At 53.8% G+C, this 9,890-nt stretch carries 7 protein-coding genes; 3 read left to right on the top strand and 4 right to left on the bottom strand.

The genetic code is table 11. From position 1 onward, the window contains the following. Positions 1–125: 125 nt before the first annotated feature. Positions 126–1,415, top strand: a complete 1,290-nt coding sequence (locus tag KQI64_RS08700) for a DUF1015 domain-containing protein (RefSeq protein ID WP_216524292.1) — start codon at positions 126–128, stop codon at positions 1,413–1,415. Beyond that, the gene (locus KQI64_RS08695; RefSeq protein ID WP_216524291.1) at positions 1,412–2,311 is read left to right on the top strand and encodes an asparaginase domain-containing protein; all 900 of its coding nucleotides are present in this window, start codon (positions 1,412–1,414) and stop codon (positions 2,309–2,311) included. Before KQI64_RS08700 ends, KQI64_RS08695 begins: the two co-directional genes overlap by 4 nt. Before the next feature lie 116 nt (positions 2,312–2,427). Here the strand turns inward: KQI64_RS08695 and KQI64_RS08690 are convergent, their stop codons facing one another. From KQI64_RS08690 to KQI64_RS08680, 3 genes are all read right to left on the bottom strand, one after another. Next, a complete protein-coding gene (locus KQI64_RS08690) occupies positions 2,428–3,177 on the bottom strand; it encodes a phosphotransferase family protein (RefSeq protein ID WP_216524290.1) in 750 nt (249 codons plus the stop codon). Positions 3,178–3,198: 21 nt separating this feature from the next. Continuing rightward, on the bottom strand, positions 3,199–5,820 hold the full coding sequence (gene adhE, locus KQI64_RS08685) for a bifunctional acetaldehyde-CoA/alcohol dehydrogenase (protein ID WP_216524289.1): 2,622 nt from the start codon (positions 5,818–5,820) through the stop codon (positions 3,199–3,201). Between the two features lie 73 nt (positions 5,821–5,893). Further along, complete coding sequence (locus tag KQI64_RS08680) at positions 5,894–6,625, bottom strand: leucine-rich repeat domain-containing protein (RefSeq protein WP_216524288.1); 732 nt, start codon at positions 6,623–6,625, stop codon at positions 5,894–5,896. Positions 6,626–7,238: 613 nt separating this feature from the next. On the opposite strand from KQI64_RS08680, the gene KQI64_RS08675 reads away from it, so the two are divergent. Beyond that, positions 7,239–8,891 carry a peptidoglycan-binding protein gene (locus tag KQI64_RS08675; protein WP_216524287.1) on the top strand — a complete coding sequence of 551 codons (1,653 nt, stop codon included), beginning with the start codon at positions 7,239–7,241 and terminating at the stop codon, positions 8,889–8,891. Positions 8,892–9,048: 157 nt separating this feature from the next. Here KQI64_RS08675 and KQI64_RS08670 read toward each other — a convergent pair whose 3' ends face one another. Next, the gene (locus KQI64_RS08670; RefSeq protein ID WP_216524286.1) at positions 9,049–9,558 is read right to left on the bottom strand and encodes a hypothetical protein; all 510 of its coding nucleotides are present in this window, start codon (positions 9,556–9,558) and stop codon (positions 9,049–9,051) included. Positions 9,559–9,890: the final 332 nt, after the last annotated feature.

The raw sequence follows: 9,890 nt of genomic DNA, 5'->3' as shown, positions 1-9,890 counted from the left end.
ATTTCTGCAACTGCAATAATATTTTTGACAAGATAACATCTGAACTATTCATCAATGTGTCTTGTGCGGCGGCATAAAATGTGATATACTGAAAGTTAAGCACGAATCAGAAAAGGGGTAATTATATGGCTGAAATCAAGGCGTTCAGGGGTATGCGCTACAATACCGGACGCGCGGGCAGGCTCGAGGAGCTTTGCTGTCCGCCCTATGACATTATCAGCGAAAAGGAAAGAAAGAGCTATATCGCTCAGAATAAATACAACGTTATCCGTCTTGAGCTTCCAAAGGACGGCGATAACGTTTATACCACGGCGGGCGAGGTTCTCGACCGCTGGAGAGAGAAGGGTATCCTCATTCACGAGGATAAGCCCGCGATTTATATCTACGAGGAGGAGTTCAACGCCTACAACACCCGCCGCAGCATCAAGGGCATCATCGCCCGCGTTAAGGTCGAGGAGTTCTCGAAGGGCGTTATCCTGCCGCACGAGTTCACGCTCTCAAAGGCGAAGGCTGACCGCTTTAACCTCATGAAGGCGACAAACTGCAATTTCAGTCAGATTTACGCGCTGTATATGGACGAGGAGCATACCACGCTCTCGACTATCAACGCTCTCTCAAAACGCAAGCCGAACGCGAAGTTTACCGACAGCGACAAGGTTACTCACAAGCTCTGGATAATTACCGACGAGGACGCTATCGCTAAGCTCTGCTCCGATTTTGCCGACAGAAAGCTCTATATCGCCGACGGTCATCACCGCTACGAGACCGCTCTCAATTACCGCGACTACTGCCGCGAGAACGGTATCTCAAAGGAAGGCGACGCTCAGGATTATCAGATGATGTTCCTGCTCGACATGGAGCACCCGGGTCTTGTCGTATTCCCGACCCACCGCCTTGTACGCGATCTGCCTAAGTTTGACAGGGATAAGATCCTCGACGGCTGCGAAGAATACTTTGATATCAAGGCGTTTGACAGCGTTTCGCACATGAACGAGCTGCTTCACGCCGAGTATAAGAAGGGCAATAAGTCCTTCGGCTTCTACTGCGGCAGAGGCGAGTGGTATCTGCTCACGCTCAAGGATATCGATGTTATGAAGAAGGAGCTGCCCGACCTCAGCGAGGCTTCACAGCAGCTCGACGTCAGCGTTCTGCACACGCTTATCCTCGAGAAAATCCTCGGCATCGACAAGGAGAACATGGCGGCTCAGATAAATCTGACCTATACGAAGTTCTACGAGGAAGCTATCATGGGCGTCGACAAGGGCGAGTTCCAGTGCTCGTTCATCCTCAACCCGACCCGCGTCAGCGAAATCCGCGACGTTGCGGCGGCGGGCGAGAAGATGCCGCAGAAATCCACCTACTTCTACCCGAAGATGACGACGGGTATGGTTATGAACGATATTGATGTAGAATGAAAATCACAGTGATATTTACGGGCGGCACGATTGCCTGCTCGGACAAGAATGGGGCGCTGTCACCTGACGGCGCCAATTCCTTTACTCTTTTGAATATGTACAGGAAAACGGACGGCGGCGTTGAGTTTGAGGCGCTGTCGCCGTATTTCATACTGAGCGAAAATCTCGGCGTTGAGCACTGGGAAAAGCTGTATGAGAGCATTAAGGGTGTGCGCGGCAGCGACGGAATCATCGTTACCCACGGCACCGACACCCTGCCTTACACCGCGGCGTATCTCGGCTTGAAGCTCGGGCTTTGCGATATTCCCGTTGTGCTCGTATCGGCGGCGTATCCTCTGTCAGACAGCCGTTCAAACGGGCTTGACAACTTCCGCGGCGCGGTAGATTTTATCCGCTCGGGAGTCGGCAGGGGCGTGTTTGTGTCGTATAAAAACAGCGGCGAGGACGTGAAGATACACCGTGCGGGCTGCGTTTTGCCGCACCTGCCGTTCAGCGACAGCGTTCTCAGCGTCCGCGGCAATTATTACGCGGATATCGTCGGCGGCGACGTGGTGCTTAATCCGGATTTTGCGGACGAGAGCTTCGGCGATTTTTCGGAATCAGAGCCAAACGGAAGGGTTCTGTGGCTGAGAGTACACCCGGGAATGATTTATCCGCCCGCCGAAGGCGCAAAGGCTGTGCTGCTTGAGGGCTACCATTCCGGAACTCTGCCGACCGCGCGTGAGGATTTTAAGAACTTCTGTGAATCGGCGAATAATGCCGGCGTGCCGCTGTATCTGACAGGGTCTGAGGAAGGCTTTGACTACGAGAGCAAGCAGGCGTTTGATGAACTCGGAATAAAAGTCCTGCCGCCGATGTCGCCGGCGGCGGCATACGCTGCGCTGCTGTTGAAGTGATGTTTTTTGAATCACTGCGAATACTGCCAACTGCCAACTACCAACTATCAACTACCAACTACAAACTACCAACTAAAAAGCCGCGCTCTTTTGAGCACGGCTTTTTTCATACTTATTTACTGCCAGTCGCATACGTTTGCCCAGTTGAGGAGGAATTCTCTCTCTTCGGGGTTGCCCTTTACGGACTGTGACGCCGCAACGATCGGCATCCACGCGTTGACGTACTGACGCGCTGTGTCTGTCTTTTCGCAGAACAGCTTGAGGTACTTCTCGGCGAGCTCCTTGTCGCCCTTCAGACAGAAGAGCAGGTAGGTTCTCGCAGCGTCAGCCGCACCGTTGCCCTGAGTGGCGTGAGACCAGTCGAGGATAAACGGAGTGCCGTCGGGCGTGATGATGATGTTCGAGGGGTTGAAGTCGCCGTGGCAGACCTTGTCGTGGCGCTTCATCGAGGCGAGGCGGGTGTGCAGCTCGTAGCGGGTAGTCGCGTCGAGGTCGGTGCTGCTGATCTTGTCCTGCATCTTGTCCTGCAGTCTCTTTAAGAGCGGGCACTTTTTGCCGAGGATCTCCATCTGTACGTTTACGAAGAGCTCGAGATACTCGTCAAGCTTGTCGGGATTCTCGTCCATAAGCTGCTGGAGAGTCTTGCCCTCGATAAAGTCGGAGATGATTGCCCACTTGCCGTCGATTTTGGTGACTTCCTCGATTTTGGGGATATTCAGACCGGTCTCCTCGACTCTCGCCTGGTTGAGCGCCTCGTTGAGGATATCGGACTTGGGGAAGGATTCGTCAAAGACCTTGACAGCGAGGTTGCCGTCGCGGTAGATGACCTTATTTTTTCTCTCGGCGAGAACATTGTCAAATTTCATGGTAAAGCCCCTTTCCGCGCATTAAACCGCGTCTTTGTTGTTGCCGTAGTAGGCGTTGAGGTACATCTGCTTGATTTCCTTGAAGAGCGGGTAACGCGGGTTCGCGCCTGTGCACTGGTCGTCGAACGCCTGCTCCGTCATCTCGTCGAGGGTGGAAAGGAAGTCCTCCTCGCTTACGCCGTAGTCCGCGATGGTTTTCTTGATGCCGACCCTTTCCTTGAGCTCGTTGATGCCGTTGATGAGGTTCTCAACGCTCTCCTTGTCGTCCTTGCCGCCGAAGCCGAGGAACTGAGCTATCTCAGCGTAGCGCGCGAGGGTGTGCGGGTGGTCGTACTGGGGGAAGGTGCCCATCTTGGCGGGAACCTCAGCCGAGTTGAAGCGGATTACCTGCTCGAGCATGAGGGCGTTTGCAACGCCGTGAGCGATGTGGTGGAACGCGCCGAGCTTGTGAGCCATTGAGTGGCAAACGCCGAGGAAGGCGTTTGCGAACGCCATACCTGCCATTGTGGCGGCATGCGCGACCTTCTCACGCGCAACGGGCTCGTTCATGCCGTTGTCGTAGCAGGCGGGCAGGTACTCGAAGATCACCTTGAGAGCCTTGAGCGCAAGACCGTCGGTGAAGTCCGTCGCCATCATCGAAGCGTAAGCCTCGAGAGCGTGGGATACCGCGTCGATACCCGAGGCGGCTGTCAGACCCTTGGGGCCGGACATCATGAAGTCAGCGTCGACAACAGCCATGTTGGGCATGAGCTGATAGTCGGCGAGAGGATACTTGACGCCTGTATCCTGGTCGGTGATAACCGCGAAGGGAGTGACCTCAGAGCCTGTGCCCGAGGAGGTCGGGATCGCGATGAAGTAAGCCTTTTCGCCCATCTTGGGGAAGGTGTAGATACGCTTGCGGATATCGACAAAGCGCATTGCCATATCCTGGAAATCTACGTCGGGATGCTCGTAGAGTACCCACATGATCTTGGCAGCGTCCATAGCGGAGCCGCCGCCGAGCGCGATGATAACGTCGGGCTCAAAGGAGCGCATAGCCTCGGCGCCCTTCTGAGCGGAGATCAGAGTCGGGTCGGGCTCAACGTCTGAGAAGGTGGTGTAGGTGATGCCCATCTCGACGAGCTTATCGGTGATCGGCTTGGTGTAGCCGTTCTTGTAAAGGAAGGAGTCGGTGACGAGGAAGGCACGCTTCTTGCCCATAACGTCCTTGAGCTCCTGGAGTGCGACGGGCATGCAGCCCTTCTTGATATAAACCTTTTCGGGCGCTCTGAACCAAAGCATGTTCTCTCTCCTCTCAGCGACCGTCTTGATATTGAGCAGGTGCTTCACGCCGACGTTCTCGGAAACGGAGTTGCCGCCCCATGAGCCGCAGCCGAGGGTGAGCGAGGGAGTGAGGCTGAAGTTATACAAATCGCCGATACCGCCCTGTGACGAGGGGGTGTTGACGAGAATACGGCAGGTTTTCATGTGCGCGGCGAATTCGTCGATCTTGTCCTTGCAGTTAATTGCGTCAACATAGAGCGAGGAGGTGTGGCCGTAGCCGCCGTCTGCAACAAGCTGCTCCGCCTTTGCGATAGCGTCCTCAAAGCTCTCAGCCTTGTACATAGCGAGAACGGGGCTGAGCTTCTCGTGGGCGAATTCCTCGCTGATATCCACGCTCTCGACCTCGCCGATGAGGATCTTTGTCGACTCGGGAACCTCGACTCCGGCGAGCTTTGCGATAGTTACGGGCTTCTGACCTACGATACGCGCATTGAGCGCGCCGTTGATGATGATGGTCTTTCTGACCTTCTCGCACTCCTCGTCGTTGAGGAAGTAGCAGCCGCGTGCCTTGAATTCCTTCTTGACCTTGGCGTAAACCTTCTTCTCGACGATAACGCTCTGCTCAGACGCGCAGATCATGCCGTTGTCGAAGGTCTTGGAATGAATGATAGAGTTGACCGCGAGCAGAATGTCGGCGGTCTCGTCGATGATAGCGGGAGTGTTGCCGGCGCCTACGCCGAGAGCGGGCTTGCCCGAGGAGTAAGCCGCCTTGACCATGCCGGGGCCGCCTGTTGCGAGAATGCAGTCGCTCTCCTGCATGAGCAGGTTTGTCAGCTCAAGCGAAGGCACGTCGATCCAGCTGATGATTCCCTCGGGAGCGCCTGCCTCAACGGCAGCCTCGAGGACGATCTTTGCAGCCGCGATAGTGCTCTTCTTGGCGCGGGGGTGAGGGCTGATGATGATACCGTTGCGGGTCTTGAGACAGACAAGCGCCTTGAAGATAGCGGTCGAGGTGGGGTTGGTGGTAGGGATAACAGCGCCGATAACGCCTATGGGCTCGGCGATTTTCTTGATGCCCGCCACGGGATCCTCTTCGATGACGCCGCAGGTCTTGGTGTCTCTGTAGGCATTGTAGATGTACTCCGAGGCGAAGTGGTTCTTGATGACCTTGTCCTCGGCTACGCCCATGCCTGTTTCCTCCACAGCCATCTTGGCGAGCGGAATTCTCGCGCGGTTAGCTGCGGTTGCCGCCGCCAGGAAAATCGCGTCGACCTGTTCCTGTGTGTAGGTTGAAAACGCCTTCTGAGCCTCGCGGACGCGCGCAAGCGCTGCGGCAAAGGATTCGGCGCTCTCTACGATAGGATACTCTTTTATACTCATATTATCTACCTCGCTTAAGCCGGATTTACGGCATTTATTCTTAGGTAACCGCTGAATTGCTCAGCGTTTTTTATTATACAGCCTCGTAGTTGAGCCCGTTCTCCTGAGCGAACTGCTCGGCATAGGAGCCTGAGGCTACCTTGAGGGTGAGATCCGCGGGACACTCGCTGAAGCAGTTGTCGGCAATGGTGGTGATCGACGCGGGAATAACGACCTCCTTGAGGTTGGGGCACTGATGGAACATGAACTGCGGAAGCTCGGTGAGAGTCTCGTTCTCGGGGATCACGATCGATTTAAGACCTGCCGCGCAGAACGCGAAGGGCTCGATTTTCTCGAGGGAAGCGGGAAGCTCGATCGTCTCGAGCGCCGAGCAGTAGAAGAACGCGTCGGTGCCGAGGTGCTTGAGGCCTGAGGGCAGCTTGACGGTGGTGAGTCCCTTGTTGCTCGCGAAGGCGTAGTCCTGAATGTCGGTTACGGTCTCGGGAACGGTGATAGACTTGATGCCGTCGTTGTTGAATACGCTGTGACCGATAGTGGTAACGGTGTAGTTCTGGTATGTGTCGGGAATCACAACGTCAGCCTGTGAGCCGAAGTAACGGGTGAGCATGACCTCGCTGTCGTTGAGGATATAGAAGCCGAAGGTCTCGTCCTTGAGGTCGGGCTGGGTAGCTACGACTTCATATGCCTGCTTGCTCTCCTGGTTGCCCGGGGTGGGTGTGCTGCCGTTGCAGCCGCAGCCGTTGAGAGCAGCCACAGCTACTGCTGAGATTGTACATGCGAGAATTGCGCAGATGACTTTTTTCATTTTAAAAATCCTTTCTGTGAGTCGTTGAGCTCGTTGACTGACTATATTCTACATGATTGTTAAAGTTTTGTCAATCTTTTTTGAGCTTCCGGGTTAAATATTTATCGCGTTGCATAATTTTCCGCAAAACAGCGGAAAGAGACTATGCAGCATTACGTGTCCGGCGGTTTTTGCGAAATTACCACCTATGCTAATATATAATAACATATCCGTTTTTTAAAGTAAAGTGCCCGGGGACACTTTCTACGCCTTTTATATAATAGTATAACAGACGGCGGGGCAGAGGTCGGTTCAGACAGCCCTTGCGGCTGTCTTTGCAAAATGCTGCTTCCAGTATTTCCCAATTATTACAAAAGAATTTACAATTTTGAAACCGACGCTTTCGGAAAGCTCCAAAATTCGCACAAAGCGGCGAAGAATGTTAGGAAAATTGCCAAAAATATATTTCGATTTCAAAAAAATGGGCTTTAGGGGTTGATTTTTTGAGGTTAAGATGATATAATTATTACAAATTTGTTAACAAGTGCATTTCGGGCTGTCATTTTATGTAATCAAAATGAACCGATTCACCCGAAAAAATATCGGCGCTTGTCGGACATTGGAGGTAATAACGATGCACAGGATAAAAAAGCTTACCGCTGTGATATTGAGTACACTGACCGTGTCAAGTGTATGCGTGTTCGGCGGTTTGAACGCCAGCGCTTCAGGCACAGGCGCGGGTCTTGCAGAATACTGTCTCAACGCTTATGACGAGGGATGGAGTTACGTATGGGGCGGAACAACCCCGGGTGCCGTTGACTGTTCGGGACTTATCTGGTCCTATTGCGGCGGCAACAGAATGAGCATGCTTTCCGACGCTCAGGAAAACGGCAGAGATTGGGGCTACGTTTCAAACGGCGTGCCCAGAGTACACGGCCTCGGTCTTTCAAGACCCGGTCACGTCGGCGTCTATATCGAGGACGGTATGGAGGTTGACGCCCGCGGCGACGATTACGGCGTATGCTATCAGGAAATCGGCGGCTGGAATAACTGGGACTGCTGGTTCAAGCTCACCGCTGTTACCTATCCCGAAAACGGCTGGGAAGAGTTCAACGGCAACTACTATTACTATGAGGACGGCGAGTACATCGTCAACACCTCGAGAGAAATAGACGGTACTACATACTACTTCGATTCAAAGGGTCATTCGGGCACAACACCGTCAGACACTTCGTCAACGGTCAGCAGCTCGTCTAATTCAGGTTCGTCAAAGTCTTCGACTTCCCTTCTCAGATACGGCTCAAGCGGTTCTGAGGTCGAGAAGATCCAGAAGCGCCTTTCAGAGCTTGGGTTTTACGACGGCGCGATTGACGGCGACTTTGGTCGAGTTACCGAGCAGGCGTACAGAGCTTTCCAGGAAGCTGCAGGCGTCACGGTCGACGGTATTTCAGGTTCAGACAGAGAGGTACTCTATTCCGATGAAGCCCCTCGCGCCAACGTAAAGAACACTGACGAAGAAAAAACAGAAGATACAGCAGCTGATACAGCTGATATCACAGATGACAACGATAAGAACACAGACGAGGTAGGAGCTGTCGAGGAGACAAAGCCCGAGGAGACAGTTGAGGCTGCCGAGGATCAGAAGACCGAGGTCGAGGCTGAAACCAAGCCCGAGGCTCCCGTTATGGGTGACTTCACAGACGCGGTTTATGAGATGCAGTCAAAGCTCTATGAGCTCGGCTACTTCGGCATTGAGCCCACAGGCTTCTTCGGCGACTACACCGCCGACGCTATCAAGGCGTTCCAGCTCTGCAACGGACTTGAAGTTACAGGCGAGATGGACGAGGCTACCGCTGCCGCTATGAACAGCGACGACGCGGTATACAACCCCAACGTTCTCTCCATTCTTAACGAGGACGTAGCGGGTCCGGAGTATGTTGATACATACGACAGTGCTCAGAGCGAGTACACTCCCGCAACAGCTGATTCCGCTTCCGCATTTGCTGCGGGCAGCAGCAACAGCAACGGTTCGGGCAACGCGCTTGCGTCAAGCTCCAACACTGTTGACAAGACCAACAAGGCTGCCGACAAGGCTCTCCAGAGCGCTGCTTCGGCGGTACCCGACGGTCAGACCGCTCAGATCAAGAGAGCGGCTAACATCTGGATCTGGCTGGTGCTCACGATCATCGTGATCAGCGCTGTGGCTCTGATTTTCCTCAGAAAGACCACAAGAAAGCCCCGCACCGCAAAGAAAAGCACTAAGGCGGCACTCAATACACGCTGGTAAGCATTGACTTGCATACAGAATAATTGATAACCCGAAAGGGCGGACGTAATGTCCGCCCTTTTGCTGTTTGTTGGGGAGTTGGCAGTTGGACTAAAGAAAAATGGCAGCGTCGTCGCTCATGCGAAACGCTGCCAAAATTTTTAGTGAATAGAATAAATTACTCGTCAACCACTGCGTCAACCGACGAATCGCTGTTTCCGCCGGCAGGTCCCTGAACCTCGCAGATGACAGAGGTTACGTAGCAGGTATAAATTTTTCCCGTGGTATCAGCTACACCTACTACCCAGCATTCCTCGCCGTTGTAGAACCCGGACTCTACAATGGTGATCTCATTGCCGTAAGGAACGTTGCCGAGAGCAATGCTTCCCGCTTCTTCCTTGGTAATGTTGCCGCGTTTTTCTTCGGTGTTTCCGGAGTCGGAATTGCTGCTCTGAGAATCAGCGTCAGATGACTGACTGCTCTGCTGGTTCTTCGCGCTGTTCTGCGCTTCGGAAGAACCTGCCGCTGCCTGAGTAGCTGCCTGTGTGGCTACCTGGGTGGTTGCTGCTGCGGTAGTTGTGGTTGCGCTGCTGTCGCTCTTTGATCCGCAGCCTGTCATTACCGCGCCTGTGAGCATGAGTGCCGCCGCCAAAACAGCGGCGATTTTAAGAGAATGCTTTGAGTTCATTGGAATTTCCTCCTTGTTCAATTAAAATACCATACCTGTATGTAAATGTCAGATTTTCACAGAAACATCTCCCGCGAAAATTTGACATTTCGGACTAACCAAACCCATAGTAGATGAATTGCCTGATTGATATTTTTGTAAAGGGGTTATGCAGCTCACGTTACCGCGAGAAGATACATCTCCCGCGAAAACGGAACGTTATTACCTGATCAAACCCATAGTACGCGATTCGCCCGCAGGGGCTTCCCTGCCGCGATTCGCCCGCAGGGGCTTCCCTGCCGCGATTCGCCCGCAGGGGCTTCCCTGCCGCGAGTAGCCCGCGGGGGCGTCCC

Origin of the sequence: Lachnoclostridium sp. MSJ-17, from assembly GCF_018918205.1 — a bacterium.
GTDB lineage: Bacteria > Bacillota > Clostridia > Oscillospirales > Acutalibacteraceae > Ruminococcoides.
The sequence above is the reverse complement of the archived record's forward strand: the minus strand, read 5'-3'. Positions and strand labels throughout refer to the sequence as shown.

What these genes read in the sequence shown, in the direction of transcription:
- KQI64_RS08680 (WP_216524288.1), bottom strand. Translation starts at nt 6,625, where the DNA reads ATGAAAAAAGTCATCTGCGCAATTCTCGCATGTACAATCTCAGCAGTA.
- adhE (WP_216524289.1), bottom strand. Translation starts at nt 5,820, where the DNA reads ATGAGTATAAAAGAGTATCCTATCGTAGAGAGCGCCGAATCCTTTGCC.
- KQI64_RS08700 (WP_216524292.1), top strand. Translation starts at nt 126, where the DNA reads ATGGCTGAAATCAAGGCGTTCAGGGGTATGCGCTACAATACCGGACGC.
- KQI64_RS08695 (WP_216524291.1), top strand. Translation starts at nt 1,412, where the DNA reads ATGAAAATCACAGTGATATTTACGGGCGGCACGATTGCCTGCTCGGAC.
- KQI64_RS08670 (WP_216524286.1), bottom strand. Translation starts at nt 9,558, where the DNA reads ATGAACTCAAAGCATTCTCTTAAAATCGCCGCTGTTTTGGCGGCGGCA.
- KQI64_RS08690 (WP_216524290.1), bottom strand. Translation starts at nt 3,177, where the DNA reads ATGAAATTTGACAATGTTCTCGCCGAGAGAAAAAATAAGGTCATCTAC.
- KQI64_RS08675 (WP_216524287.1), top strand. Translation starts at nt 7,239, where the DNA reads ATGCACAGGATAAAAAAGCTTACCGCTGTGATATTGAGTACACTGACC.